Source organism: Ruegeria sp. S263 (assembly GCF_056780525.1).
In genome coordinates this window covers 309,183-335,855 of sequence record NZ_CM165558.1, presented here as the reverse complement: position 1 = coordinate 335,855, position 26,673 = coordinate 309,183, and the positions used below count along the sequence as shown (strand labels likewise).

24 protein-coding genes and 1 riboswitch are annotated in these 26,673 nt (G+C 57.2%); of the genes, 10 read left to right on the top strand and 14 right to left on the bottom strand.

What is annotated here, in order from left to right; genetic code table 11:
* Positions 1 to 7 precede the first annotated feature (7 nt).
* Positions 8 to 114: riboswitch (TPP riboswitch) on the bottom strand.
* 173 nt (positions 115 to 287) lie between these two features.
* Both dnaJ and dnaK read right to left on the bottom strand, forming a co-directional pair.
* Positions 288 to 1,439 carry a molecular chaperone DnaJ gene (gene dnaJ, locus ACT2B1_RS01610; protein WP_171123856.1) on the bottom strand — a complete coding sequence of 384 codons (1,152 nt, stop codon included), beginning with the start codon at positions 1,437 to 1,439 and terminating at the stop codon, positions 288 to 290.
* Between the two features lie 74 nt (positions 1,440 to 1,513).
* Entirely contained in the window at positions 1,514 to 3,421 is a 1,908-nt protein-coding gene (dnaK, locus tag ACT2B1_RS01605; RefSeq protein WP_171212102.1) for a molecular chaperone DnaK, read from the bottom strand.
* Positions 3,422 to 3,633: 212 nt separating this feature from the next.
* Here dnaK and ACT2B1_RS01600 point away from each other — a divergent pair, with 212 nt between their 5' ends.
* A complete protein-coding gene (locus tag ACT2B1_RS01600) occupies positions 3,634 to 4,236 on the top strand; it encodes an alpha-ketoglutarate-dependent dioxygenase AlkB family protein (RefSeq protein WP_171123852.1) in 603 nt (200 codons plus the stop codon).
* Here ACT2B1_RS01600 and ACT2B1_RS01595 read toward each other — a convergent pair.
* Complete coding sequence (locus ACT2B1_RS01595; protein WP_171123850.1) at positions 4,233 to 5,054, bottom strand: ABC transporter permease; 822 nt, start codon at positions 5,052 to 5,054, stop codon at positions 4,233 to 4,235. The genes ACT2B1_RS01600 and ACT2B1_RS01595 overlap by 4 nt on opposite strands.
* A 122-nt stretch (positions 5,055 to 5,176) precedes the next feature.
* Here ACT2B1_RS01595 and cysQ point away from each other — a divergent pair, with 122 nt between their 5' ends.
* The 7 genes from cysQ (at position 5,177) to ACT2B1_RS01560 (ending at position 13,163) form a co-directional block, all read left to right on the top strand.
* Entirely contained in the window at positions 5,177 to 5,974 is a 798-nt protein-coding gene (gene cysQ / locus ACT2B1_RS01590) for a 3'(2'),5'-bisphosphate nucleotidase CysQ (RefSeq protein WP_481668443.1), read from the top strand.
* Positions 5,974 to 6,774, top strand: coding sequence for a 3-deoxy-manno-octulosonate cytidylyltransferase (locus ACT2B1_RS01585; RefSeq protein ID WP_481668442.1), 801 nt, complete (start codon positions 5,974 to 5,976; stop codon positions 6,772 to 6,774). The genes cysQ and ACT2B1_RS01585 overlap by 1 nt, the downstream gene beginning before the upstream one ends.
* 60 nt (positions 6,775 to 6,834) lie before the next feature.
* Positions 6,835 to 7,818 (top strand): UDP-glucose 4-epimerase GalE, encoded by a 984-nt coding sequence (gene galE, locus ACT2B1_RS01580; RefSeq protein ID WP_171240431.1) that lies wholly within the window; start codon positions 6,835 to 6,837, stop codon positions 7,816 to 7,818.
* 7 nt (positions 7,819 to 7,825) lie between these two features.
* Positions 7,826 to 8,860, top strand: coding sequence for a glycosyltransferase family 2 protein (locus tag ACT2B1_RS01575; protein WP_481668441.1), 1,035 nt, complete (start codon positions 7,826 to 7,828; stop codon positions 8,858 to 8,860).
* A gap of 167 nt (positions 8,861 to 9,027) precedes the next feature.
* Positions 9,028 to 10,014 (top strand): glycosyltransferase family 2 protein, encoded by a 987-nt coding sequence (locus tag ACT2B1_RS01570; RefSeq protein WP_171240529.1) that lies wholly within the window; start codon positions 9,028 to 9,030, stop codon positions 10,012 to 10,014.
* Complete coding sequence (locus ACT2B1_RS01565) at positions 10,011 to 11,711, top strand: DUF5927 domain-containing protein (protein ID WP_481668440.1); 1,701 nt, start codon at positions 10,011 to 10,013, stop codon at positions 11,709 to 11,711. The genes ACT2B1_RS01570 and ACT2B1_RS01565 overlap by 4 nt, the downstream gene beginning before the upstream one ends.
* A 6-nt stretch (positions 11,712 to 11,717) precedes the next feature.
* The gene (locus ACT2B1_RS01560; protein WP_481668439.1) at positions 11,718 to 13,163 is read left to right on the top strand and encodes a nodulation protein NodH; all 1,446 of its coding nucleotides are present in this window, start codon (positions 11,718 to 11,720) and stop codon (positions 13,161 to 13,163) included.
* Here ACT2B1_RS01560 and ACT2B1_RS01555 read toward each other — a convergent pair.
* The 8 genes from ACT2B1_RS01555 to hslO form a co-directional block, all read right to left on the bottom strand.
* Positions 13,147 to 13,665: a L,D-transpeptidase family protein gene (locus tag ACT2B1_RS01555; RefSeq protein ID WP_171123838.1), complete on the bottom strand. Its 519-nt coding sequence runs from the start codon at positions 13,663 to 13,665 to the stop codon at positions 13,147 to 13,149. The genes ACT2B1_RS01560 and ACT2B1_RS01555 overlap by 17 nt on opposite strands.
* Positions 13,666 to 13,725: 60 nt before the next feature.
* Positions 13,726 to 14,511 (bottom strand): ion transporter, encoded by a 786-nt coding sequence (locus ACT2B1_RS01550; RefSeq protein WP_171240436.1) that lies wholly within the window; start codon positions 14,509 to 14,511, stop codon positions 13,726 to 13,728.
* Positions 14,512 to 14,532: 21 nt separating this feature from the next.
* Positions 14,533 to 15,756 (bottom strand): class I SAM-dependent RNA methyltransferase, encoded by a 1,224-nt coding sequence (locus ACT2B1_RS01545; RefSeq protein WP_481668438.1) that lies wholly within the window; start codon positions 15,754 to 15,756, stop codon positions 14,533 to 14,535.
* 108 nt (positions 15,757 to 15,864) lie between these two features.
* Entirely contained in the window at positions 15,865 to 17,697 is a 1,833-nt protein-coding gene (locus tag ACT2B1_RS01540) for an ABC transporter ATP-binding protein (protein ID WP_481668437.1), read from the bottom strand.
* On the bottom strand, positions 17,694 to 19,532 hold the full coding sequence (locus tag ACT2B1_RS01535) for an ABC transporter ATP-binding protein (RefSeq protein WP_481668436.1): 1,839 nt from the start codon (positions 19,530 to 19,532) through the stop codon (positions 17,694 to 17,696). Before ACT2B1_RS01535 ends, ACT2B1_RS01540 begins: the two co-directional genes overlap by 4 nt.
* 191 nt (positions 19,533 to 19,723) lie before the next feature.
* Positions 19,724 to 20,878 carry a CCA tRNA nucleotidyltransferase gene (locus ACT2B1_RS01530; RefSeq protein ID WP_171124125.1) on the bottom strand — a complete coding sequence of 385 codons (1,155 nt, stop codon included), beginning with the start codon at positions 20,876 to 20,878 and terminating at the stop codon, positions 19,724 to 19,726.
* Positions 20,875 to 21,480: a CoA pyrophosphatase gene (locus tag ACT2B1_RS01525; RefSeq protein ID WP_171212113.1), complete on the bottom strand. Its 606-nt coding sequence runs from the start codon at positions 21,478 to 21,480 to the stop codon at positions 20,875 to 20,877. The genes ACT2B1_RS01530 and ACT2B1_RS01525 overlap by 4 nt, the downstream gene beginning before the upstream one ends.
* Positions 21,464 to 22,441 carry an Hsp33 family molecular chaperone HslO gene (hslO, locus tag ACT2B1_RS01520; protein ID WP_171123823.1) on the bottom strand — a complete coding sequence of 326 codons (978 nt, stop codon included), beginning with the start codon at positions 22,439 to 22,441 and terminating at the stop codon, positions 21,464 to 21,466. Before hslO ends, ACT2B1_RS01525 begins: the two co-directional genes overlap by 17 nt.
* A 76-nt stretch (positions 22,442 to 22,517) precedes the next feature.
* On the opposite strand from hslO, the gene ACT2B1_RS01515 reads away from it, so the two are divergent.
* Entirely contained in the window at positions 22,518 to 22,961 is a 444-nt protein-coding gene (locus ACT2B1_RS01515; RefSeq protein ID WP_171123821.1) for an NUDIX hydrolase, read from the top strand.
* Here the strand turns inward: ACT2B1_RS01515 and ACT2B1_RS01510 are convergent.
* Positions 22,958 to 24,181 (bottom strand): PP2C family protein-serine/threonine phosphatase, encoded by a 1,224-nt coding sequence (locus ACT2B1_RS01510; protein ID WP_481668435.1) that lies wholly within the window; start codon positions 24,179 to 24,181, stop codon positions 22,958 to 22,960. The genes ACT2B1_RS01515 and ACT2B1_RS01510 overlap by 4 nt on opposite strands.
* A 208-nt stretch (positions 24,182 to 24,389) precedes the next feature.
* Between ACT2B1_RS01510 and ACT2B1_RS01505 the strand changes: the two genes are divergently transcribed.
* Entirely contained in the window at positions 24,390 to 24,719 is a 330-nt protein-coding gene (locus ACT2B1_RS01505; protein ID WP_481668434.1) for an Hpt domain-containing protein, read from the top strand.
* Here the strand turns inward: ACT2B1_RS01505 and ilvA are convergent.
* Together ilvA and ACT2B1_RS01495 are read right to left on the bottom strand one after the other, a co-directional pair.
* On the bottom strand, positions 24,716 to 25,942 hold the full coding sequence (gene ilvA, locus ACT2B1_RS01500) for a threonine ammonia-lyase IlvA (RefSeq protein WP_171240444.1): 1,227 nt from the start codon (positions 25,940 to 25,942) through the stop codon (positions 24,716 to 24,718). The two genes, ACT2B1_RS01505 and ilvA, sit on opposite strands and share 4 nt — an antisense overlap.
* Before the next feature lie 59 nt (positions 25,943 to 26,001).
* Complete coding sequence (locus ACT2B1_RS01495; protein WP_481668433.1) at positions 26,002 to 26,643, bottom strand: hypothetical protein; 642 nt, start codon at positions 26,641 to 26,643, stop codon at positions 26,002 to 26,004.
* Positions 26,644 to 26,673: the final 30 nt, after the last annotated feature.

The following is a 26,673-nucleotide window of genomic DNA, read 5'->3' as shown; positions in this document are numbered from 1 at the left end:
AACGTCAGTAAACTGTACGACCGTTCCCTCCGCCGGTATTGCCCGGATCAGGTTCGATGGGTTGGCGCATTTGCACCTCTCAGCCCCATGATCAGGGCACCCCAACGGTTGGCGCAGAACATCTCAGGCGCGGTCGGATTAATCAAGAGGATTCTGCGAGGCTCTGCCTCGCGCTCCGGGATATTTCTGGCCAGATGAAGAACGGATCCCCTGCTTCATCTGGCTAAAAGTATCCCGGGGGAGTCGCCCGAATGGGCGGCGGGGGCAGAGCCCCCTGACTGAAGGCTTCAGCCCTTCATCCCGTCCCAGAACGATTTCACTGAAGAGAAGAAGCTTTTGGATTCGGGATGATTGTCTTCGCCCAAGTCGTCGAACTCTTTCAAAAGCTCTTTCTGACGGCTGGTCAGGTTCACCGGTGTTTCCACCGCCAATTCGATGAACATATCGCCGACACCGCCACCGCGCAGCGCGGGCATACCCTTGCTGCGTAGACGCATCTGTCGGCCCGACTGACTTCCAGCCGGAATCTGCACGCGACCACGGCCGCCGTCGATCGTCGGCACCTCGATCGACCCACCCAGCGCGGCCTTTGCCATGCTGACAGGTACACGGCAATAAAGGTTCACGCTGTCACGTTCGAACAGTTTGTGGTCCGAAACCTCGACAAAAATATAGAGATCGCCAGGAGGGCCACCACGCATCCCGGCCTCACCCTCGCCTGCCAGACGAATGCGCGTACCGGTTTCAACACCGGCAGGGATGTTCACGGACAATGCGCGCTCTTTTTCGACGCGGCCTGCGCCGCCACAGGATTTACAGGGATTCTTAATGATCTGGCCAAGGCCCGAACAGGTCGGACAAGACCGTTCTACCGTGAAAAAGCCCTGTTGCGCGCGGACCTTGCCCATGCCGGAACATGTGGGGCAGGTTGTAGGCTCGACGCCACTTTCCGCGCCCGAACCGTCACAGGCGGAGCAGGCAACTGCAGCGGGGACGTTGATGGTTTTCTGAAGCCCCGAGAATGCCTCTTCCAGCGTCACGCGCAGGTTGTAGCGTAGGTCTGATCCACGTGCAGCACGACGGCCGCCGCCGGCCCCGCCACGCTGACCACCCATGAAATCACCGAACAGGTCGTCAAATACGTCAGAAAATGCGCTGGAAAAGTCGCCCTGACCAAACCCACCACCGGGACGGCCACCACCACCCATGCCGTTTTCAAACGCGGCATGGCCAAAGCGGTCATAGGCGGCCTTTTTTTCGGCATCGCGCAGAACGTCATAGGCTTCGTTCGCTTCCTTGAACTGCGCCTCGGCATCCGGGTTGTCCTTGTTGCGGTCGGGATGCAATTCCTTGGCTTTCTTGCGAAAGCCTTTCTTGATCTCGTCCGCTGATGCGCCCTTTGATACGCCGAGCACATCATAGTAGTCGCGTTTTGACATCAGTATTTCCTTCTGCCTCAACGTAATCGGGCCGGCCCGACAACCGGACCGGCCCGAATTGGCCCGGTTACCCGTTAGTTACGCTTGTCGTCGTCCAGATCTTCGAACTCGGCGTCGACAATATCATCATCGCCCGGCGCTGCGTCTGCCGCTGCAGGCTCATCCTCACCTTCTTCGGCTTGCGCCTTGTAGATGGCCTCGCCCAGCTTCATGGCCGCTTCGGTGACGTTCTGGATGCCCGACTTGATCTTGTCGGCATTCTCGGTTTCCAGCTCGTCTTTCAGCGCGGCAATCGCCAGCTCGATGGCTTCGATGGTGGTCGGGTCGACCTTGTCGGCATGCTCTTCCATCGACTTCTCGGTCGAATGGATAAGGCTTTCCGCCTGGTTCTTGGCGTCCACCAACTCGCGGCGTTCCTTGTCGGCCTCGGCATTTTCCTCGGCGTCCTTGACCATCTTTTCGATGTCCGCGTCGGACAGACCGCCCGAAGCCTGGATAGTGATCTTCTGCTCTTTGCCGGTGCCTTTGTCCTTGGCCGAAACCGACACAATGCCGTTGGCGTCGATGTCAAAAGTCACCTCGATCTGAGGCATACCGCGCGGTGCGGGCGGGATATCTTCCAAGTTGAACTGACCCAGGATCTTGTTGTCCGCAGCCATTTCACGCTCACCCTGGAACACGCGAATGGTCACGGCGTTCTGGTTGTCCTCGGCGGTCGAAAAGACCTGAGACTTTTTCGTCGGGATGGTCGTGTTGCGGTCGATCAGACGGGTGAACACGCCACCCAGCGTTTCAATACCCAGCGACAGTGGGGTAACGTCCAGCAGAACCACGTCTTTAACGTCGCCCTGCAGAACACCGGCCTGAATGGCGGCGCCCATGGCAACCACTTCGTCCGGGTTTACGCCTTTGTGCGGCTCTTTACCGAAGAATTTGGTGACCTCTTCGATCACTTTCGGCATCCGGGTCATACCACCGACCAGGACAACCTCATCCACGTCGCCAGCCGACAGACCCGCATCTTTCAGTGCAGCCGCGCAAGGCTTCATCGACTTCTTGATCAGATCGCCCACCAGCGATTCCAGCTTGGCACGGGTCAGTTTCATGACCATGTGCAGCGGCTGGCCGTTGGCGCCCATCGAGATGAACGGCTGGTTGATCTCGGTCTGCGAGGTCGAGGACAGTTCGATCTTGGCTTTCTCAGCGGCTTCTTTCAGACGCTGCAGGGCCATTTTGTCGCTGGACAGATCGACACCGTGCTCTTTTTTAAACTCATCCGCCAGGTAGTTGACGATGCGCATGTCAAAGTCTTCACCACCCAGGAAGGTGTCGCCGTTGGTCGACTTGACCTCGAACAGGCCATCGTCGATTTCCAGGATGGTCACGTCGAAGGTACCGCCACCAAGGTCATAAACCGCGATGGTTTGGGTTTCTTCCTTGTCCAGACCATAGGCCAGAGCGGCCGCTGTCGGTTCGTTGATGATCCGCAGCACTTCCAGACCAGCGATTTTACCAGCGTCTTTGGTAGCCTGACGCTGTGCGTCGTTGAAATAGGCTGGAACGGTGATAACCGCCTGCGTGACTTCCTCACCCAGATAGCTTTCGGCGGTTTCCTTCATCTTGCCCAGAGTGAAGGCCGAGATTTGGCTTGGGGAGTACTTTTCACCACGGGCTTCAACCCATGCGTCGCCATTGCCGCCATTGACGATGGCATAAGGCACCATTTTCTTGTCTTTTTCGACTTCTGCATCATCCACACGACGGCCGATCAGACGCTTGACGCCAAAGATCGTGTTGTCGGGGTTGGTGACCGCCTGACGTTTTGCAGGCTGACCGACCAGTCGCTCATCTTCGGTGAAGGCGACGATCGAGGGCGTGGTCCGCGCCCCTTCGGCGTTTTCGATGACCTTCGGCTGCGAGCCGTCCATGATGGCCACGCACGAGTTGGTGGTTCCGAGGTCAATCCCGATTACTTTACTCATATGTTCAATCCCTTTCTCTTCAAGGCGATGTCCGAGGTCCGGACCCGTTATGGCACCCGCCCCCGATCTGATTTGCGCAATAGCCCTACACCATCACGCGTCCCGGCGTATATAAGGGCGGGACCAAAAGCCTGCAAGCGGTGTAAATCGCAGGTTTTCGGGATTCTGTGGCCTTTTTTCGCAAGGTTTTGGCAAGGATTGAGGATTCTGCGATGGCGCGGCTGATTTTGCGCGATTTCGACATCAGAAAAGCCTATCTGGACAGCACTGAACAAACAGGGCTGGTCGAGGTACTGCGCCCGATTCTGAAGTCCGCGCCTTTGTTCCGGCCCGTTACGCCTTCGGGCAAGGAAATGTCCGTTCGCATGACCTCGGCCGGATCGTTGGGTTGGGTGACAGATCGCGCGGGCTACAGGTATCAGTCGCAGCATCCCAAAGGGGTCAGTTGGCCGTCAATCCCCGAACCCATTCTTGCAGTCTGGCGCGATCTGGCCAGCGCGGAACGTGACCCGGATTGCTGCCTGATCAACTATTACGGCGAAAATGCCCGAATGGGGCTGCATCAGGACAAGGACGAAGCAGATTTTTCCTGGCCGGTTCTCTCAATTTCGCTTGGCGATGACGCCTTGTTCCGCATTGGCAACAGCGCCCGAGGCGGCAAGACCGAGTCGATCTGGCTGAACTCGGGCGATGTCGTGATTATGGGTGGCCCTGCGCGCCTGACCTATCACGGCGTGGATCGCATCCGGTTCGGGTCATCCAAGCTGTTGCCGAAAGGCGGAAGGATCAACCTGACCCTGCGCGTAGCCAGTTAGCGGCGCGCGTTCCAGCTCTGCGAGATTTGCTGGCGCGTGTAGAAAATTCCCAACAGACCAATCAGCAACAGCGTCAAGCCAACCCAGATTGGATATTCCCAGTTGGTGTTGCGCGGAAAATAGTTCCGAAACACAAATCCGCGGCACTGGTCGATGATATGAAACAACGGGTTCCACGCAAACATCGTCAACATGAAACCGCCCAGCGCGTTTGCCACGAACATCTTTCCCGAAAAGACCATGTTCAATCTGCGATAAATCGTGCTCAGAATCGTCGAAGTCGTTGGAAACCACGGCTTCAGGGCCATGAACACCACACCTACAGCGCACCCAGTGAACCAGGCCAATATCAGCATGTAGAACGCACCGCCTGGATCTTGAACTTCCAACGGGGCAACGACGACTATGTAACCGAACAGGATCACGAAAATGGATACCAACTGCGTATAAAGCGTTCCAAACGCGGCAGCCAACAGAACCACCATCATGTTCATCGGCGAATGCAGCATCATCGGGTTGTCGCCGGTACCAACACCGGACACTGCACCAACCGCTTTGACATGTGTGAGGAACAGAAAGATACCCGACAGCAGAAACAAAATGAACTCACCCCGAACCTTCGCAACGCGGGTCCCAAGAAAGGACATTATCAGGTAAAAGACAGTGAGCAGTGCCAGAACCTGAATGACATTCTTCACAATTGCGATAATTGCGTTGGAATGACCCGCGCGGATGTTGCGCACGACGGCGTGAAACACCAGTTCAGCCGTTGTGAACGCGCCACCCAAAAGGGTCTGATTTCGCTTAAAATAAAACACGCGTGCGTCGTTTCCTGCCCAATCGCCTGTAAACTGTCACGAAATTCTTGCCGATCCGTAACTGGCACATCATAAGGCCGACAGAATATTCAATCAACAAATCACAGGAACGGAGCATTTTTGTGACGTACGACGCCCTTATCCCCGTCATCCGCCGATTGGCTTTGGAAGCTGGCGACAAGATCATGGAAATCTATAATTCGGATGATTTCGACGTGAAGGTCAAATCCGACTCCAGCCCAGTGACCGAAGCTGATGAGGCCGCAGACGCCCTGATCTCGGCGGGTTTGCGCGACGCTTTCCCGAATATTCTGCTGGTGACCGAGGAACAGGCAGACTCGCACTCGGAAAAAGGCGACACGTTCCTGATCGTCGACCCACTGGACGGGACCAAGGAATTCATCAACCGCCGCGGCGATTTCACCGTGAACATCGCACTTGTTGAAAATGGCACGCCGACCCGAGGTGTGGTCTATGCCCCTGCCAAAGGACGCATGTTTTACACGCAACCCGACGGACAATCGGTTGAGGAAACCGGCGCGCTCGATAAGGACAATATCGACGAAACGACCTCGATCTCAGTCTCTAAACCGGACAATTCCGCACTTTTGATCGTGGCTTCGAAATCACACCGGGATCAGGCGACCGAGGATTACATCAATAAGTATCAGGTGCAGGACAACAAAAGCGCCGGCTCATCGCTGAAATTTTGTCTGGTGGCAACGGGTGAGGCCGATCTGTACCCCCGGGTCGGCCGCACGATGGAGTGGGACACAGCCGCAGGTCACGCCGTTCTGGCAGGCGCTGGCGGTAATGTGGTTCGCTTTGACGACCATACACCTCTGACCTATGGCAAGGACGGCTATGCAAACCCGTTCTTCATCGCCTACGCTCCGGGTGTTGACCTGAAGGAAGCCTGATGTCCGTTCTGATCGCCATTCCCGCCCGCTATGCCTCGACCCGCTATCCCGGCAAACCCCTGGTTCCCCTGACCGGAGCAAGTGGCAAAGCAATGACCCTGATTGAACGGTCATGGCGCGCGGCCTGTTCCGTATCCGGTGTGGACAAGGTGGTTGTCGCCACCGATGACGACCGCATCCGTGACGCGGCCGAAGAATTCGGGGCCGAAGTTGTCATGACCTCGGAATCTTGTGGAAATGGCACCGAACGCTGTGCAGAAACCCACGCCAATCTGGGCATGGGCTATGACATCGTGGTCAACCTACAGGGCGACGCACCGCTGACCCCGCATTGGTTCGTCGAAGACCTGATCGCAGGGCTGCGCGACGCACCAGATGCAGGCGTCGCCACACCGGTTCTGCGCTGCGACGGTGATGCGCTGAACAGCCTTCTGAACGATCGCAAGCACGGGCGCGTCGGCGGCACGACCGCCGTCTTCGCCGCAGATCACAGCGCCATGTATTTTTCGAAAGAAGTGGTTCCCTATACCGCCCAGACCTATGCATCGGCGGACGACACCCCAGTTTTTCACCACGTCGGCGTTTATGCCTATCGTCCCGATGCTCTGGCTGCTTACCCCACATGGCCCGTTGGCCCGCTGGAACAGTTGGAAGGTCTGGAACAACTGCGCTTCATGGAAAACGGGCGCAAGGTTCTTTGCGTCGAGGTTGAAGCCAAGGGTCGTCAGTTCTGGGAACTGAACAACCCGCACGACGTGCCGAAACTGGAACAGATGATGGCCGCCATGGGGCTGGACTGACCGCGGTGCATATCAGAAATAATCGGCCTTTCTGGGCGGCAAGACAAATTGGACTTTTGAATGACTAATATTCTTGTGACCGGCGGAGCCGGCTACATCGGGTCGCATGCCTGCAAAGCGTTGTCGCAAGCAGGATACACGCCTGTGACCTTTGACAACCTGATTACCGGTTGGCAGGACGCTGTGAAATTCGGCCCCCTTGAACAGGGCGACCTATTGGACCGCGCCCGGCTAGACGAGGTTTTCGCCAAATACCAGCCCGCCGCCGTGATGCATTTCGCGGCCCTCAGCCAGGTGGGTGAGGCGATGTCGGAACCGGGCAAATACTGGACCAACAATGTCACCGGATCGCTGTCTCTGATCGAGGCCGCCGTTGCCGCCGGGTGCCTGAACTTCGTGTTCTCATCGACCTGCGCCACTTATGGCGAACACGACAATGTCGTGCTGGACGAAAACACGCCGCAGGAACCGCTTAACGCATATGGTGCATCCAAACGGGCGATCGAAGATATTCTGCGCGACTTTCAGGCAGCGCATGGTCTGAACCACGTGATTTTCCGGTATTTCAACGTTGCAGGCGCGGACCCTGACGGTGAGGTGGGCGAATTCCACCGCCCTGAAACTCATCTGATCCCGCTGATGCTGGATGCCATCGACGGCAAGCGCGACGGCCTGACGGTGTTTGGCACCGACTATGACACACCGGACGGAACCTGCATCCGCGACTATGTCCATGTCTGCGATCTGGTCGATGCGCATGTTCTGGGTCTGAACTGGCTGGAACAGGACAAGGGCAGCCGCGTGTTCAACCTTGGGACAGGCAGCGGATTTTCCGTGATGGAGGTTATCGGACATTCCAAGTCCGTCACCAATCGCGACGTGCCCTATTCCATCGGACCGCGCCGGGCCGGGGACTGCACCAAGCTGGTCTCAGGGTCGGTGCGCGCCGGTGACGAACTAGGCTGGGCGCCGAATAGATCTACGTTAGAGACGATGATTGCCGATGCGTGGCGCTGGCATCAAAACGGCCATTACGAGAAATGAGCCCCCTGTGACCGGTACCGAGGATATTCTGCCGCCCCTTTCATGGGTGCAGAAGTACCGGCTGCGCCTGAAACGACGGCGGCTGTTGTGGAGATCATTTCGCAGCCGCCGCCAGTTGACTCCGCTATTGGATCGAACCCGCGCGATCAAACCGGGCGACATTCTGGCCTTTACGACCCTTCGGAGCGAAATTACCCGCCTGCCCTGGTTTCTGCGGCACTATCGGGCCTTGGGTGTGGATCACTTTCTGATTGTGGATAACGGCAGCGAGGACGGGTCGGTCGTGTTTCTTTGCGACCAGCCGGACGTGTCGCTGTGGCAGACGCATGCCGGCTATCGCGATGCGCGGTACGGGCTGGACTGGCTGACCTGGTTACAGATGCGGCATGGGCACGAGCACTGGACGCTAATGGTGGATGCCGATGAGCTGCTGATCTACCCAGAGCATGATACGCAATCCCTTCATGATCTGACGTCCCTTCTGGACCAACAGGGTCGCGACGCGTTTGGCGCGCTGATGCTGGACCTTTATCCCAAGGACCAGCTGGGGGTTCAGGGCTATGAACCCGACACTGACCCAACTGCAGTTCTGAGCTGGTTTGACCCCGGTCCTTACCGCGCAAAACGGCAATCTCCCTTGGGAAATCTATGGGTACAGGGCGGCGCGCGCGAACGAATGTTCTTTGCCGACACGCCGCGGCAGTCCCCGACGTTGAACAAGCTTCCTCTGGTTCGGTGGTCCCGGCGGTATGCCTATGTCAATTCGTGCCATTCGGCCTTACCGCGAAAATTGAACGCGGCCTATGACGGCCCAGATGACAGCAGACCGTCGGGCGTATTACTGCACACCAAGTTTCTGCCCGAGGTGATCGAGAAATCGAAGGTCGAAAAAACCCGGCGGCAGCATTTCCATAACCCCGATCAGTTCGCGGACTATTATGACGGGATAATTAATCGCCCCTTAATGTGGACACCTCAGTCAGAGCGTTACACAGGCTGGAGGCAACTGCAGCAGCTTGGGTTGATGGGCAATATTGATTGAAAATTCGGCCTCTTCGGCTAACGGCTTGTAAATGCGTTGCCTCGATAGATGGAAAAGTGGCATAACCCGATAATGACCCGGCACCACTCTGGCTGATCCAGGCCCCGGGTATGCTCGCGTAAATCAAAAGGTAGGGCAGTCACGTGAGCCTGTTGGATTCTTACCGAATGAGATTGCGGCGCAAGCGCCGTATTTTGCGCTGCCTTAGAAAACGGCGTGATCTTACGGCCGTTTCGACGAAAACACAGAATATCAAACGGCGTGATGTCCTGTTGGTGAGCGTCGTGCGAAACGAAAAAATTCGCCTGCCATTCTTTCTGGAATATTACCGCCGTCTGGGGGTCAATCACTTTTTGTTCGTCGACAATGACAGTGATGACGGAACCGGCGCATTTCTAGCCGATCAACCGGATGTTTCAGTCTGGCGGGCTGATGCAAGCTATAAGCGGGCTACGTTCGGCATCGACTGGTCGAATTACCTGCTGCGCAAATACGCGCATGGTCATTGGGTTCTGACAGTCGACCCGGATGAGTTCTTTATTTACCCGTTCTGCGACACCCGCCCGGTGCGGGCATTGACCGATTGGCTGGACGGATGCGCCGTACGCAGTTTTGGCACGATGCTGATCGACATGTACCCGCGTGGCCCTGTTGAAGCCGAACCCTATAATGAGGGTCAGGATCCGTTCGAAATCGCCCGCTGGTTCGACTCGGGCAACTACATGATCACAAAGAACCACGACTACGGAAACCTGTGGATTCAGGGCGGCCCACGCGCGCGGGTGTTTTTCCGGGACAACCCATCCAAAGCCCCCGCGCTGAACAAGATACCGCTGGTCAAGTGGGACCGGCGCTATGTTTATGTCAGTTCGACCCACTCTCTGCTGCCGCGCGGCCTGAACCAAGTTTATGACGAATGGGGCGGCGAAAAGACCAGCGGGGCGCTGCTGCATGCCAAGCTGATCGACACTTTGGGAGATAAGGCCCGAGAAGAAATGGAGCGCGGCCAACACTATCGAAGATCGGGGGAATACCGCGCCTATGCCCAAGGGTTGGACGACCAGCCCGTCTTTTGGTGCGACTGGTCCGAGAAATACATCAACTGGCGGCAGCTCGAAATTCTGGGGCTCATGTCCAAAGGAAACTGGGCATGAGCAAACTTGGCATCGTCATGCTAGTTCATTCTGCGCTGCACCGGGTCGAGCAGGTTGCGCGCCATTGGGCCACCGCCGGGTGTCCTGTTGTCATTCACGTCGATCAAAAAGTCTCGGACAAGGCATATTCCGATCTGGCCACATCCTGTGCGGACACGCCGCTCATCCGATTTTCCGAGCGACACACGTGCCAGTGGGGTGGGTGGAGCATCGTGGCAGCCTCGCAATCCGCGGCCGAACTGATGCTGGACGCGTTCCCGGATGTTCACCACGTTTACTTGTCGTCGGGTGCCTGCCTTCCACTGCGTCCCGTTTCCGAACTTGTCGACTATCTTGCGGAACGTCCGCGTGTGGATTTCATCGAAAGCGCAACCACTGCCGATGTTAGCTGGACCATCGGAGGGCTGGATCAGGAAAGGTTCACGCTGAGGTTTCCGTTCTCGTGGCGCAAGCACCGCAAGCTGTTCGATCTGTACGTCCGGCTGCAACGAGCGCTTGGGATGCGGCGCCGCATCCCCAAAGGATTGGTGCCACACATGGGCAGCCAATGGTGGTGCCTGACCCGTCAGACGCTGTCCGCCATTTTGCAGGACCCCAAGCGCAAGGTGTATGATCGGTATTTTCGCCGGGTCTGGATACCCGACGAAAGCTATTTTCAGACATTGGCGCGCCTTTATTCGATCCAAATCGAAAGTCGGTCACTCACCCTGTCTAAATTCGACTATCAGGGGCGTCCGCATATATTCTACGACGACCACCTGCAGCTTTTGCGCAGGTCTGATTGTTTTGTGGCCCGTAAGGTCTGGCGCGACGCGGATCGACTGTATCAGTCCTTTCTCGCTGATCAGGCTGGCACAATGAAACCGGCAGAACCCAATCCGGGGAAGATCGACCGCGTATTCTCGAAGGCGGTCGAACGCCGCACACGGGGACGGGACGGGCTGTATATGCAAAGCCGCTTTCCCCGTCATGGCAGCGAGAATGGCCTGACCTGTTTCCCATATTCCGTCTTTCAGGGCTTTGCTGAACTGTTCGAGGATTTTGAGCCTTGGCTGACTGAGACAACAGGCGGGCGCGTGCACGGCCACCTTTTCGCACCCAGCCGGGCAGAGTTCTCGGGCGGAGAAACCATCATTAACGGCGCGTTGAGCGACTGTGCAAAATTGCGGGACTATAACCCGACCGCCTTTCTATCCAACCTTGTCTGGAATACCCGAGGCGAGCGGCAATGTTTTCAGTTCGGGCCCCGTGATACGCAAAAGATCAGCTGGTTTCTGGCACGTGATAAGAATGCCCAAGTCTCAGTGATCACTGGCGCATGGGCCATCCCGCTGTTTCGGTCCAACCTGAATTTTTCGGATATTCGCAACGAGGCCGCCCGGCTTCAGCAGATCGAAACCAAACAGCTTGAGGTTTTGAACTCGGTGTGGACTAAGGCACGGGTTCGAACGTGGTCTCTTGCGGAATTTGTTGAAACACCGATGGAACCACTTCAGGCGGTGGTCGGGGAAATAGGCATTCAAAACCAAAGCCATCTCACACAGACCCCGACCATGGTTGACCTTTCGGGATTTGGCCAATTCCTGCAAAACCTCAAGAACCAGGGGATGCATCCCTACATGATGGGCGACTTTCCGTCAGACGACGTGTTCGGAAAACAGGTCAGGCCATATCCAAAACCTTATTTGGTGCGATAACCGGATATGAGCCAAAAATTCGACTATTTCGTTATTCTTGCCGCCATGCGCACGGGCTCAAACCTGCTGGAGGCCAACCTGAACGCATTGGACGGGGTCACCAGCCACGGCGAGGCGTTCAACCCGCATTTCATAGGGCGATTGAAAACCGAAGAACTGCTGGGCATTTCGATTGAGCAGCGGGACCAGAATCCGACCGACCTGCTGGACGCGATCCGCGAGGCGCCTTTTGGCCTGAATGGTTTCCGCTTTTTTGATGGCCACGATCCACGCGTGTTAGAGCCTGTTCTAAGCGATCCCCGCTGCGCCAAGATTATCCTGACGCGAAACCCCTTGGACAGTTTCATATCGTTGCAAATTGCGCGGGAAACCAAGCAGTGGCAGCTAAAAAACGTGAAACGCAGGCGTGAGGCCCGCATCGAATTCAAAGTGGTCGAGTTTCAGAAATACCTGGACCAACAGCAGAATTTCCAACTTTTGCTGCTTCATCACCTGCAAGACTCGGGTCAGACCCCATTCTACATCGCGTATGACGATTTAAATCGGCTGGAATCGCTGAATGGTCTGGCAGAATGGCTGGGTGTTGCCGGGCGGCTTACGGAACTTGATGACACGCTGAAACCTCAAAACCCCGAGGCGACCCAGTCCAAGGTCACAAACCCGGATCAGCTTGAGCGTGACTTGTCCCAAGTCGACAGGTTCAATCTGTATCGCACCCCCAATTTTGAACCCCAGCGTGGTCCGGCAGTAGCCAACTACGTGGCCGCGCCGAACACACCACTGATGTACCTGCCTGTGCGCGGAGGGGTTGAAGCACAGGTTTCGCAATGGCTGGCTGATCTGGATGGGGTGGACATGGATGCCCTGATCACCAACCAGAACCGAAAGCAGGCACGGAGGTGGATGATTTCCCATCCCGGTCACCGGAAGTTCACCGTGCTGCGCCATCCGTTGGCCCGTGCGCATTCCGTTTTTTGTTCTAAAATCCTAAGCACCGGACCGGGTTCTTATCTGAAGATCCGCAATATGCTGCGCAATCGGTTCAAAATTCCCATTCCAGGCCAATTGCGCAAAGACAACTACCCTATCGACCAACACCTAGAGGCATTTTCCGCTTTCTTGCAGTTTCTGCGCCAGAACCTTGCGGGTCAGACGCCGGTTCGCGTTGACGGAATGTGGTGCAGTCAGGCGCAGGTGTTGGAAGGAATGGTGTCATTTGCCCTGCCCGATGTGATCCTGAGGGAAGAAGAACTGGCATCAGCCCTTCCCAATCTGGCCCGGTCGGTGGGGCACGAAACCCCGCTGGTGCCAACAATAACCGACCCTGACAGCCCTTACACGCTGGGCGAGATCTACGACGAAGCGCTCGAAACGCTGGCGGCAGATGCCTACCAGCGCGACTATATGCAATTCGGATTTGGTGCGTGGAAACCTGTTAAGGGCGCAGAGTGATCAGCGTACCGCGGTTCACCATTGCGTAGATTTCTTCAATCTCTTCATTCTTGACCGCAATGCATCCGGCCGTCCAATCCGGCGTCTTTTTCGCGCGTTTGCGTTCAGATCGCTTGTTGGGCTGGCCGTGGATAAAGATATCGCCACCGGGATCAACGCCTGCTGCCTTTGCCTGTGCAACGTCATCCGAGTTTGGGTAAGAAATCCCGAGGGACAGGTGATAACTGCTGTTGGGATTGCGGCGGTCGATCAGGTACGTGCCTTCGGGCGTGCGACCATCACCGCGTTTGGTCTTGGTCCCCGCGGGCGCAAAACCCAGATCCACCTTGTATTCTTTTAGAACGTGTTCGTTGTGCAGAAGATACATCTTCCGCGCACTTTTGTTGATGACCAAAGATGTCACTTCGGGTCCATCATATGTCAGAAATCTGGGGTTTGCAGAGGCGCAGGCCGAAAGGCCCAGCGTTGCCATAGCACCCAATCCAAATGCTCGACGATCCATGTTTCACTGCCTGCCGTTTTGTTTTTTTCAGGATTATGCCAGAAATCCGAAAAACTGAAATCACTTTTTGATGTTCGACTGCTCAATTAAGCGACGTTCGATGGTTTCAAGGCGCTCTAGCACCTCATCGCGGTAGGCATCGGTCTTTACCTCATCCTCGGCGTGGTGGGCATCTTGCATCGAGTTCACGATCAAACCCACCAGCAAGTTCACAACGGCAAAGGTCGTGACCATGATGAATGGCACAAAGAAAACCCACGCATAGGGATAAACCTGCATAACCGGGCGCACGATGCCCATCGACCAGCTTTCCAGCGTCATGATCTGGAATAGCGTATAGGCTGACAGGCCAAGATCGCCGAACCAGTCCGGGAAAGACTCCGAGAACAGCTTGGTCGAAATCACCGCGCCAATATAAAACAGGATCGCCATCAGAAGGAACACACTGGCCATGCCCGGCAAGGCTGAAATGAACCCTTCGACCACCCGGCGCAAACGGGGCGCAACCGAAATCACGCGCAGCACCCTGAGAATACGCAGCGCCCGCAAAACCGACAGGCTGCCCGCACTGGGCACAAGGGCGATGCTCACAATCAGGAAATCAAAGTTGTTCCACCCGTTCTTGAAAAAATTCCGCCCCGTGGCAATCAGCTTCATCGAGATTTCGGCAACAAAGATGGCCAGACATAGCTGATCCAATGTCACGATCACCGGGCCTGCCAGCTCCATCAGGGTCGGAGATGTCTCCATCCCCAGCAGGACCGCATTGAACAGGATGACTCCGGTGATGAAATGGCCAAAAGCCGGGGCGTCGATGATTGTCTGCAGGCGTTGGGTGATCCCCATTCGGGTGCTCTCCTGTCAGGGTTATGAGTTCAGAGTAAAGCGGGCGGCAAGTTCGACATGTGACGACCACCGAAACTGGTCAACCACTTGTACCCATTCAAGGGTGTAACCCGCGTTAACCAGCGTTTTTGCGTCACGGGCGAATGTAACCGGGTTGCAAGAGACATAAGCAATCACTGGGCGTTTTACCTGCGCCAGCTCGGACACCTGCGCCTCGGCCCCTGCGCGCGGCGGGTCCAGCACGATCGCGTCAAAATACCTAAGTTCATCCGGCATCAAGGGTCGGCGGAACAGGTCGCGCGCCTCGGTCGTTACCCGCTTCAACCCTTTAGCCTTGCGCCACCCCTGATCCAGCGTGGCCGACATGTCGGCCTCGCCTTCCACTGCGAGAACTTCGGCGGTCTGCGCTAGTGGAAGCGAAAAGGTACCGCTGCCTGCGAACAGGTCGACAACGCGCTTTGCCCCCTCGGTTGCCTGCAAAACAGCCTGTAATAGAGCCTGTTCGCCGTCCTTGGTGGCCTGCAGAAACGCGCCGGGCGGAGGTACGACTTCGGCCGTCCCAAAGCGTTGAACCGGCTGCTGCCGCGTGGCGATAACCTCGTCATCCCAACTGAGCCGTGCAAGACCATGGTGTTCGGTCGCCTGCGCAAGGGCCAGCTCAAGCGGGCCGTCCAATGGCTTGCCGCCTTTGACTGCCACGTCCAGACCACCCTCGGACAGGGTCAGCGTCACAGCCAGAACCCCTTTTCGGCTGCCCCCCAGCAGGGCCAACGCCTCGGCCACCGGGATCGCGGCGATCAGGTCGGGATGCAGCAAATGGCAATCCGGGATTTCGGAAATCGTATCGGATGCGCGGCCATGGAACCCAGCCAAAGTGCCCTTTTTCGTGCGCCGCACAGCAACGGTTGCCCGACGCCGGGACCGTTCGGGTGAGGTATGGATCGGGCGCATGTCCGCTTCGATCCCCTGCGCATCCAGCGCCTTGCGCACAATTTCGACCTTCCAGTCGGCGACAAATGCGTCTGATGCATGTTGCAGTTGGCATCCACCACAAGACTTGTAGTGGCGGCACAGCGCCTTGACCCTTTGATCCGAGGGGGTTTCGACCCGGACCTCGGTCAAAAGCTGCCCGACAACGGTGCCGCTGACCGCTTCACCCGGCAAGGTGCGCGGTGCAAAAACGGGGCCTTCGGCAATGCCATCCCCCTGATGACCAAGGCGCGTTATGGTGAATGTCTGCGTCATGATCCGCCTGATACCGGGGCTTTGCCCGCAACAAAACCCCTTTGACACCGTCACGGTCGGGTTGAACATAAAAACGCCGCCGGACCACCCGAGCCAATCAGCTAAAAGCTATTCCGCAGCCTCTGCTTGAATGAAGCCACCAGACTGACGATGCCAGAATCGTGCATAAAGGCCGCCCTGTTCCAGCAGATCGTCATGAGTGCCGGATTCGACAATGCGCCCCTGATCCAGCACGATGATCCGGTCCATCTCTCGCAGCGTTGAAAGCCGGTGTGCAATCGCAAGGACGGTCTTGCCCCGCATCACGCGGTGCAGGGCGGCTTGGATCGAGGCTTCTACCTCGGAATCCAGCGCAGATGTCGCCTCATCCAATACAAGGATCGGCGCGTCTTTCAGGATCGCACGCGCCAGGGCGATCCGCTGGCGCTGTCCCCCGCTGAGTTTTACGCCACGCTCACCCAGATGGGCATCATATCCTGTGCGACCGTGGGCGTCCTGCAAGCCAAGAATAAATTCGTGCGCCTCTGCCTTTTGTGCCGCGGCGATCATCTCGGCTTCTGTGGCATCAGGACGGCCATACAGGATGTTTTCACGCGCCGAGCGGTTGAACATCGCAGTTTCCTGCGTGACCATCCCGATATGCCTGCGCAAGCTGTCCTGTGTCACTTGGCGAACATCCTGACCGTCGATGCGAATTGTGCCCTTTTCCCCGTCATAGAGCCGCAATAGCAAGGAAACCAAAGTTGACTTCCCTGCCCCGGATGCGCCGACGATGCCCAACTTCTCACCCGGATATACGGTCATATTCACATCGCTTACACCGCCGACATCGCGCCCATAAGCAAAGCTGACATGGTCAAACTCGATCCGACCGTCCTGCACCTGCAGATCGGACGCGTTTGCTGTGTCCACAATCCGGTCCCGTTTGGCAAGAGTCATCATTCCATTCTCAATCTCACCAACATTCGCATAGAGGCCCATCAGCGTGAAACTGACCCAGCCTGTCATCTGGGCAATACGGATCGAAACTGCGCCCGCCGCAACGATATCGCCTGCCGTTGCAGTTCCCGCCTGCCACAACCCGATCGTTGCGCCCATCAGCACAACCGGCAGCACACCTGCCAGCGTCATCAGAATGAACCTGAAACTAGCGGAAAGACTGCCGAACTCCAGCGACCGTTCCCGCAGGTCGACCATCGCATTGCGGGCAGCCTGATCTTCATAGGCAGAATGCGCAAACAGCTTTACGGTCTTGATGTTCGTGATGGTGTCGACCACCTGCCCCGACACCATCGCCCGCGCCCCAGCCCGCGCGGCCGAGCGTTTGCGGATGCGCGGCAGATACCAGCGGACAAGCAGGAAATAAACGGTGAGCCAAGCCGTGAAGGGTAGCATGACAAGCGGATGAATAGACCCTAACAAAAGGAACGAACCCACAAGCGAGGCGAGGGCAAAGACGATCGCACTGATGGTCTCGGACACGACCGACGCCATCGCATTCGAAGTTTGCATCTGTTTCTGGGCGATCCGTCCGGCGAAGTCGTCGTCGAAATAGGTGACGGACTGCCCCAATGTCCAACGGTACAGCTTGGCCAGAACCAGCGGCGTGATATTGGGCATTACGATGTAATTGTTCGACAGTGAGGACAACCCGAACAATGCCGGGCGCAACAGCATGAAAAAGGCAACTGCGCCGAGTATCATCCACATGTTGCTAGCGGTCAGAAAGTTCTCGGGCCCGCCTGCGGTTGCAATGTCGACCACCAATCCCAGAATCCAGGCAGTTCCGGCCTCCATCGCGCCAGCGGTTGCGGAAAAGAAGGCCGCGACAAACAGCATGGGCCACGCGCCGGACAAGCACCAGCGAATGAACGCCCCCAGTGTTTGCGGCGGGGGCGTTTCGATGTTTTTGAACGGATTTATGAGGTCGGCGATCCTCATTCCGCGGCCTCCGGGTTCAGGAAGCCCCCAGATTGCCGCGCCCAGAACTGGGCGTAAAGCCCACCATGGGACAACAGCTCGGCATGGCCGCCTTGCTCTACAATTCTTCCGTCGTCCATGACCAGAATGCGGTCCATCTGGGCAATGGTACTCAGCCGGTGGGCAATGGCGATCACGGTTTTACCTTGCATCATGCCGTAAAGAGTTTCCTGTATCGAAGCTTCAACCTCGGAATCTAGAGCAGATGTCGCTTCATCCAACAGCAGGATCGGCGCATCCTTCAGGATCACGCGCGCCAAGGCCACCCGCTGACGTTGCCCGCCAGACAGTTTAACGCCCCGCTCACCCACATGCGCGTCATAGCCCGTGCGCCCTTGTGGGTCTTGCAGATCAAGGATGAACTCATGCGCTTCGGCCTGTTTGGCAGCGGCGATCATCTGAGCCTCGGTCGCGTCAGGACGACCATAGAGGATGTTATCTCGGACCGAGCGGTGCAGCAGCGCGCTGTCTTGTTGCACCATGCCGATATGACTGCGCAAACTGTCCTGCGTGACCTGCGCGATGTTCTGACCGTCGATCAGGATCGCACCCTGCTCGACGTCGTAAAACCGCAAAAGCAGCTTTACTAGGGTCGATTTCCCGGCCCCGGACCGCCCGATCAGACCGATCTTTTCACCCGGCTGAATGGTCAGATTGATGTGGTCCAAACCCCCGGTCTTGCGCCCGTAATGGTGGGACAGATCGCGAATGTCGATCTGACCATTGGACAATTGCAACGGTTTGGCGCCGGGCAAATCCAACAGATCAATGGGTTGCGCAATCGTCTGCATCCCCTCGGCCACAACACCAAGCTGACGGAAAAAGCTGGTCAGCGCCCACATGATCCAGCCAGTCATCGCGTTCAGCCGCAGGGTCAAAGCGGTAGCAGCCGCAACCACCCCGACCGAGGCGCTGCCTTGCATCCACAGGGCGATCGCCCATCCGACAACGCCAACGATCAGCAGACCGTTCAGCGTGACCAGAACCGCATCCATGATGGTGAAGATCCGCATCTCGATCTGAAAGGTTCGGCGTGTTTCTTCGATGGCTTCGCGGGCATAGTCCAGTTCCTGCGCGTCATGGGCAAACATCTTGACCGAGTGGATGTTGGTGTAGCTGTCGACCACCCGCCCCGTCACGGCAGACCGCGCATCGGACGCCGCCTGCGACGCGGGACCTACCCGAGCAACCGTCCAACGAACCAGCAATCCATACAGGACAAACCAGACCAGCAGTGGCAGCAAAAGGCGCGGATCAGCCGCCAAAAGCAGCACCGCCGCCCCGATCAAATAGGCCAGCGAGAAAGAGATCGCGTCAAAGACCTGAAACACCGCCTCGCCCGCTGCCGGGGGCGTTTGCATGATCCGGTTGGCGATGCGGCCCGCAAAGTCATTCTCGAACCAGCCCACGGACTGACGCAGCACATGTTTATGCGCGCGCCAGCGGATAAGGGTGCCAAAGTTCGGCAGAATCGTGTTGTTCAACAACAGCACATCCACGACATGCAACATGGGCCGCAGCAAAAGGACAAAAAGGGCCATCAGGATCATTTCAGTCCCGTGGGCCTTCCACACCTCGGCCGGCGGTCCGGTCAACAGGTCAACTACGCGACCCATATAGTAGATCAGCCCGACCTCAACTGCCGCTACGATGACTGAAATCAGCCCCGCCCAGAAGAATACCCGATAGAACGGCTTGGAGTATTCCAACATGAATGGCCACAACCGCGTGGGCGGCGTGTCAGATTCCTTGTAGGCGACAAAAGGGTCAACGAGGTTTTCGAAAAAGCGAAACATGGAGAGTGCTCCGATTGAGCAGAAAATTGGTCATGCGAAGAAAGATGGCGCTAGAACACCACCCCTACGGGTCAAGGTGTCCCGGCTTTAGCCGAACCAGATCCCGTAATACATTCGCATCCCTCCATTTAAGTGACAGGCGAACGTAAGCACAAAGACTGCGACTTGTCATCCCTTTTTGAGACTACGCCTCAGCCGCTCAGCAAATCGTCGCGGGTCAGCACGAAACCCGAAGCAATCCAGCGGGCCTCAAGCTCGGCCAGTTTCCGGCCCAGCGCGGGGCCGGTGAATTCGGGGATCAGGTCTGACGCGGTGATTGGAAATTCGGCTTTGGCCCCGGCGTGAAGGTCGGTGCGCATCTCCTCGGACCAGGGCTGTTCGAAAAAGGCGCATCTCAGAAGCACTTTGTGCAGACCGCTTTCCTCGCCATATCGGAACCCAAGCTCTGCGGTAGACGCGTTCCCGCTTGCCTCATCCCGCATCTGAGTAAGTCGCTGAAGCTGCGCCTTGCTCAGGCGCAGGGTCTTTGCAATTTCGGGCGTCGCAATCGCGGCGAGCCGCCGGATGGGATCTGGTGCGGCTCCTGCCTGCTGCTCCAACATAATCAGTGGCGCAAGGGCCCGATCATCTGCACCCGGCACAAGTTGCGCCAGAACGCCGACGCTGCGCATGGCCGCGACAGAGGGTGCAGGATCGGGGGCACCCAGCAATTTCAAAAGCTCGGCCCCGACACGTTCGCGGGACAAATCCGACAATCCGTCCAAATTGGACGCAATCGCCGCCAGAGCATCCGCGTCAAACCCAGCCTCTGCATCACCATACCAAGCGTGGAACCGAAAATAGCGCAAAGACCGCAGGTAATCTTCACGGATGCGGTGTTCTGCGGTTCCGATGAAGCGCACCCGCCGTGCCCGCAAATCCGGCAGGCCATTCAGCGGATCCAATACCGTCCCGTCAGGCTGCGCATAAAGTGCGTTCATGGTGAAGTCCCGGCGTGCCGCGTCCTCTTGGATATTGTCCGAGAACGCCACAACCGCGCGGCGGCCATCAGTTTCGATGTCACGGCGGAAGGTGGTGATCTCATGCGGGACGCCATCACAGACCACCGTGATCGTTCCATGATCAATCCCGGTTGGGATCGCTTTCAGCCCCGCGTTTTGCGCAAGCTCGACAACCTGCTGCGGGCGGGCGTCCGTCGCAATGTCGATATCGGACACGGCCGCGCCCAAAAGCGCATTTCGCACACAGCCACCGACAAACAGCGCCTGCGCCCCGCCGTCCGTCAACACCGCGCAAACCTTTTGTGTCGCCGGATCGGAAACCCAGCTTTCGGAAATTTGCGTCATTCGCTCACCCGCGCGGCCAGACCCCGTAGCATGCGGGCCGTCGCGCCCCAAATATAATAGGGACCGAACGGCACCGTAAAATAATACCGTTTGTGACCCCGCCAGCGACGCGACTCAATAATGTAGTTTGCGGGATCAAGGACATGCGCCAGCGGGACCGAAAACACCTCATCCACTTCGCCCGGTTCCGGTACCGGTTGAAACCTGTCCCGCAGAATGGCGAGTACCGGGGTGACCGTGAAGGATGTCACTGTCTCATGGGTCGGCAAATGGCCCAGAATGTCCGGCAGGTCCGGAGGCAAACCGATCTCCTCCTGCGCCTCACGCAGGGCGGTGGCCGTGACATCGGCGTCACCTTTGTCCTGCTTGCCGCCCGGAAAGGCAATCTGACCCGGATGATGTTTAAGCGCTGACGAACGCTTGGTCAGGATCACACGCGGAGTGTTTCCGACAACGGAAACCGGAACCAGAACCCCCGCCGGGCGCAGCTTCCGACCTTCCGGCAATACAGTGTCGGGGTTCAGGTCAAAATCACTTGACCCGTCGCCGGGGCGGCTCAGCGCCGCCCGCAGCACGTCTGTCGGATCAGGGCCGGTCAGCATCAAAACCGACGGTGCCGGGATCCAGCACGTAATGCGCGCCGCAGAACTGGCAGTCTGCGGTGACTTTGCCCTCGGGCGTCGTCATCTTTTCAATGTCCTTCGCCGAATAGATCGACAGGCTCTGCCGCACGCGATCTTCAGAGCAGGTACATCCGAATTGCACCGGCTGGGCGTCATAGACGCGGGGCTGTTCTTCGTGAAACAAGCGCACCAGCAAGTCGGTCGGCGCGGTTGACGGGCCGATCAGTTCCAGATCCTCGACCGTATCCAGCAGGATATTCACGCGGCCCCAGTTTTCACCTTCCTCGCCATCGACCAGATCGCTGGCGGTCAGAATGTCTCCGGTGCCTTCGCCCGTTGCCGCAAACGGCGAGGCTTTGGGCATATGCTGCAGCATGATCCCGCCCGCGCGCCAATGTTCGCCAACGCCCGGTTCGGTCGATTTTCCAAAACTCAGCGAGAACCGTGTCGGCAACTGCTCGGACTGGGCAAAATAGGCTTCGGCACAGGCGCTGAGCGACCCGCCGGCCAAGGGAGTGATCCCTTGATAGGGATGCGTACCTTCGCCCTGGTCGATCATGATCGCAAAATACCCTTCGCCCACCTGATCGAACGGGCTGGCATCGGTCAGCCTGTCCCGATCAAAGCTGGCATAAGCCCGAATGCGCGCCGGTTCGCCTTCTTCGGTGGGCGCATAGTAATCGGTGGCAATCATGCGAACGGCGCCCTTGGACTGTACCTGAAGGGACAGCTTCCAGCGCAATGACACCGTCTGACCGATCAACGCGGTCAGCAGGGCCATCTCAGCGACCAGAGCCTCGACCTTTTCGGGATAGTCGTGTTGTTTCAGGATGCCATCCAGCACCCCGTCCAGACGGGCCACGCGGCCACGCATGTCCGATACATCGAGTTGAAAGGGCAGGACGGTATCGTCCCACGCGATTTTGGTTCCAAGAGACATGGGGTTTCCTTACACGCCACAGGTTGGCATACCGCCAGCATATAGGTCGAACAATTCGGGTTGTAAGGGGCAATACATGATCAGACGGTTCGGTGAAACCCCACAAGCGGGTCGTAAATACATACGAAGGGTCGGCGTTTACGCGTTGCTGCCCCGGGGTCGGCACCTTTTGCTGACTTGTCAGATGGAACCCGGCCCTGATCTGCAATTGCCCGGCGGCGGTATTGATCCCGGCGAATCGCCTATAACGGCCCTTCACCGAGAGGTTTTCGAAGAAACAGGCTGGCTGGTGGCCAATCCACGTCGTGTCGGCGCATTTCGCCGGTTCACCTATATGCCGGAATATGACTTATGGGCAGAAAAGGTCTGTCTGATCTACCGCGCTCGTCCCGTCCGCAATATCGGCGCCCCGACCGAACCGTTTCACGAAGCGTTGTGGATGGATACTGCAGACGCGGTTGAGATGTTGGGCAATGGCGGCGACCGTCATTTCGCCAGTTTGCATTTGGATACGCTCTAGGGCCCTCCGTATTCGAAAAATACGGCCGAGACATCGTCACCTATGCTGCTGCCGGGGGCCATGGCTTGGGTCAGGTCTCGAAAGATGTTGTCAAGAAAATCGGACCCTGCGGCACCCTTGGTGCATTTGATCGCCATTTGACGCAGCCCTTCTTCTTCAAGCAATTGCCCATCCGCCATTGTGCATTCCGTAAAGCCGTCGGAATACAAAAGAAGCCTGTCGCCGGGGTTCATATAGGTTTCAATCCGCTGAAAAGACACGTCCGGCAACAACCCGATCGGCAGCCCGCCTTCGCCCAGAAACGCAGTTCCTCCATCCTGACGAAGCACCAATGGGTGGGGATGGCCCGCCTGCACCATTTTCAAGTGCCCGTTGCGCAGGTCGATGATCCCATAGACCATGGTAAAGTATTCTTCGATCCCGGCATCCGCCATCAATCGGGAATTTAGGGTCTCGGCGACCTTCTCGGGCTGCAACAGCGCATAGAATTTATCGAACCGCTTTTCCATCGCTACATTCTGATCGAAATGCTTGCTGGACAGATACCCGCCCAGCCGCGCTGTCATCATGGCCGAGGTGATGCCGTGGCCCGACACATCAATGCTATAAAATCCCAACCTGTTCACACCGGGTGAGAACATGCCGACAAGATCGCCGCCGATGTGACCGCAGGGTTTCAGCAACAGGCTGACTCGGGAATTCCCGAAGCTGCGCGTCAGTTCCGGCACCAGAGATTCCTGAATCTTGCGGGCCTGCATCAGGTCTTTGTCGATGGCGTCATGCGCCAGCTTCAGGTCTTCCAACGCTGATTCAATCAGGCGATTTTTCTCGGACAACTCGCGCTGCATATCCAGAATTCGGGCGCCTGCTGAAATACGGGCTCGCAGTTCGTCCGCCTCGAGCGGCTTAATCAGAAAGTCGTCTGCCCCGGCGTCCAGCCCGCGCGCGACCTCTTGCTTTTCGCTCTTGGAGGTTAGCAGGATGAAATAGCTGTACACCTCTCGATTCAACGACCGAAATGCCCGACAGAATTCCAGGCCGCTCATCCCCGGCATGACCCAATCGCTCAGGACCAGGTCCGGCGATTCCTTTGCGCAGATTTCCAGCGCGGCAGCGCCATTATCCGCCTCAAGAACCTGAAACCCCCATTTCTTGAGCGAGGCCACAAGAATGCGCCGCTGAAGTCGGCTGTCATCTACGACAAGCACCTTCTGGATCACTCCAAAATCCAACTCTGACCTGGCTTCTGCTTGACTGACCTCTGCCACCCGAATCCTCTGCTCCCTAGCTGCACCCCCCGCGCAAAAAGACTGTAGGCTTCGGCTGTTTAACATCAGGTGAAGGTTTATTTTTGCGTCGCTTAACCTGCCCTTTACCGGTACAACGCTACCAAAATCATGTCGCGGTTTTGTTTTGGAGATTTCGGGCATGATCAACTGGTCCAGGGTCAATCAGTTGCGGAACGAAGTGGGCAGCGCCGAGTTTGACGAGGTCGTTCAGATCTTTCTGGACGAAGTGCAAGAAGCGATCGACCGACTGGAACATGACACGTTGCGGAAAGACTTGGAACAAAACCTGCATTTTCTCAAAGGCAGCGCCCTGAGCCTTGGGTTTGACCACTTCTCAAGGCTGTGCCAGGACGGTGAGCGGTCGGCGGCCTCTGGCCAAGCGGTCGAAGTCAACCTGCCTGAAATTCTGACCGCATTTGAAGAATCTCGCGCCCGTTTCTTGACCGAAAAGGCGCAGAACCTGACTTAGATGACAAACTGCGCCAGCGTTTCGTCGTCTGTTATGTCGGTATAGGTAAACCCCGCTTCGTCCAGATGCGCGAAAAGACGTGCAAAATTCTCGGGCTTCCGGGTTTCGATACCAATCAGGACCGAGCCGAAATTGCGCGCGGATTTCTTCATATACTCAAATCGGGCAATATCGTCATCCGGGCCGAGGATATTCAGGAATTCCTTCAACGCGCCGGGACGCTGCGGCAAGCGCAGAATAAAGTACTTCTTCACGCCCGAGTAGCGCTGCGCCCGCTCTTTCACTTCGGGCAGACGCTCAAAATCGAAATTCCCGCCCGAGGTGACGCAAACCACGGTCTTGCCGCGAATGAAGCTTTGCACATCGGCAACCGCCTCAACCGCAAGAGCACCCGCAGGTTCCAGAACAATGCCTTCGACATTCAGCATTTCAATCATCGTGGCACAGATGCGATCTTCGGACAGGACCAACACATCCGAAAGATGGCGTGACTTGAGCAATTCAAACGGCTTGGCACCAATCCGACCAACCGCGGCGCCGTCAACGAAATTGTCTACGTGGTCCAGCGAAACCGGGTGACCCGCCGCCATCGCCGCATGCAGGCACGCCCCACCTTTGGGCTCGACAAACAGGCAATGCGTTCGATCGCCAAACCACGTCGCCACACCTGATGACATTCCTCCACCCCCAACCGGCAGGATGACGTGGTCTGGGACGCGGCCCAGTTGCTCTTCGATCTCAACCGCAAGGGACGCCTGCCCCTCGATTACGTCCTCATCATCGAAGGGTGACAGAAAATAACCGCCCTGCTGCGCACACCACTGTTGCGCCGCTGCCAGAGTATCATCGAAATAGTCTCCGGACAGATGAACCTCGATATTGTCGCCGCCGAAGATGCGGGTTTTTTGAATTTTCTGCTGCGGCGTTGTCACCGGCATGAAGATCACACCGCGCACGTTCAGGTGTTTGCACATGAACGCCACACCCTGCGCATGATTGCCTGCGCTGGCGCAGACGAAAAGGTCATACCCCTTTTGCTTGCGCATGGCGTTGAACGCACCGCGAATTTTATATGACCGCACCGGGCTGAGGTCTTCACGCTTGAGCCAGATATCAGCCCCATAGCGGTCAGACAGGTGGGCATTCCGCTGCAAGGGCGTCGGCGGAAAAACCAATCGCATTTCCTGTTCGGCGGCGCGGGCACGGGTCATGAAGTCACTCATGACGGTTTCACTGCCGCATCACCGCCGAAAGCGCAAGGAATACATATGTGTACGAGCGGCTAGGTCAGTTCGCGCTTTTCGATGAACACACCGAACATCGTGGTCAAAATACTGACGTTGATCAGTGGCAACACCAAAGTACCGAAGAACAGGGTCAGCAAGATGCCCAGCAAGGGAATAAACGCGAGCGCGGTGAACGCAAGCTGCACCAGAAACTGAAACAGAAAGTTCACGATAAGAAGCAGGATGATTGCACCGCCCATTCCTTGTGTGCTGTTCCACGCATCCCCAAGCGTTACTGGATGGCCAATCGCAGCCGCTGGCAGAATGATCGAAAGGCGATAGAATGCAACGATCAGAAAAAAGGCGAAAGCGACCATTACCACCAAAGTCAGTGCGCCAGCTCCCATCGCGGCCATAACCATGCTTAGCGGCAAGAAGGCAAGGCCCATCAGCAGGCCCAACAGCAACACGCGCCCAAAATACGCGAGAATCCTGTCAAACCGGAAAGTCGGAAAAATACCGTGGGGGTATTCTTCCAGCAGGATAAAACGATGCCAGGACACGGCGATCCAGAACATCGTGATTATTCCCACGATGGCCACGCTTGCGACGAAGAACACCAGCGATCCGTATGACGTTCCCGGTGGCAAGGTACCGCTTTCCGGATCAAGCTGATCCCAGGGTATATCCAGAACCATAAACAGCGCGACGATGGCGGCGGTTGCCGC